We start from the raw sequence: 1,245 nt of genomic DNA, 5'->3' as shown, positions 1-1,245 counted from the left end.
ACAACGGAACAGTGTTATCGCTCTTAACGGCATATAGACACCCGTCAGCAAAATCACAGCACCGACTGTGATCAGTAACTGTTCGAGCAGAGGCATGGGTTGTTCTACAGCTGAAATATCAGCCACGCTGTTTAACTCTCCCATTGAAAAATAACTACTCACTGCGCACACAATGACAACGCCCCAACGCAGCGATGAGGATTGACTTTTCCACATCTTGGTCTGATAAAAACGTTTGGGCGAAAGCAAAAAACCGGCGAGATAAAAGCCGAGGAACGGCAGAGTACCGACCAAAATCCCAAACGCCAGCCATCCCCACTGGCCAGAAGCGGAAACCAGGTATGTACTTAGGGTTAACAGGCAAGCGCCTAAAACAAACAAGAGCAATACCTGCCCCAGACGTTTCATTAAATTGAATAAGTTGATGGTACGTGATGTAAACATGGTCATAGCAATATCCTTATATGAATTACTCACTAACCATTAAATCAGACTTGCCTTCTCCCACAAGTTAACACAAAGCCATACATTTCAGTTACTTACAAAACATTAAGAACACTGTTTAATGATAAAAATGACACACCAGGAAAAACCAGCCGATAAATAGTGTCATTGCGACAACTCTCGCTGTGCTGTCCAAGTTGAAGAGAGTCCTTATTCACTCAACATCCCAAACCCATCATTTGGGTCTGGGAACACGCCCGGTTAACTGCGCCGTTTCGAAAAACAATTTTAAAATGGCGTACTTTTCTGCCCTCACTTGCGCGGTTTCATAGCGGGTACGCTGCCAATAACCAATGATTTGACGCTTGCCGACTTTCTGTAGTCGTTCGCCGAGATACGGCTCATGTATAAAGATGTCATCGAGTATCGCAATCAAGCGCTTAATTTGTTTGCGCCTAAACGGGATCCCTCGTTTGTGATAAGGCGCCATTACAGTCAAAATTTGCTTTTTAGTGTCGCGGTTCATGGTCACCCCAAAGAATTTGACTAAAAACTCGCCTGCTCTTTTGGGCACTGTCTGACTCTTTTCTTTTTGTTACCATCATAATTCCTATATTCACACTACATGACGATCACGTCCGTCAACGAAGTAGTGCAAAGCGCGGAATTAAGACAAAGTGTTAATGTTTATTTTTAATTAAACTTGTAACCAATTGAAATAAAGTCACAAAGTCATTGATTAATAGATTGGTACATAGCAATTGCGCAGCACACAGGCTGTTTCGATAAATGATGACGTCG

Annotated in this window: 1 protein-coding gene and 1 pseudogene; both read right to left on the bottom strand. The window is 42.9% G+C overall.

What is annotated here, in order from left to right; all coding sequences use genetic code 11:
* Nucleotides 1-450: pseudogene (locus ACWYU8_RS21970) on the bottom strand (hypothetical protein); the annotation flags it as partial.
* A gap of 229 nt (nt 451-679) precedes the next feature.
* Nucleotides 680-1,018 (bottom strand): hypothetical protein, encoded by a 339-nt coding sequence (locus tag ACWYU8_RS21965; RefSeq protein WP_079852498.1) that lies wholly within the window; start codon nt 1,016-1,018, stop codon nt 680-682.
* Between the last annotated feature and the right edge of the window lie 227 nt (nt 1,019-1,245).

The sequence above is a fragment of the Vibrio limimangrovi genome (assembly GCF_054064025.1).
This window is presented reverse-complemented; position numbering and strand designations above follow the sequence as displayed.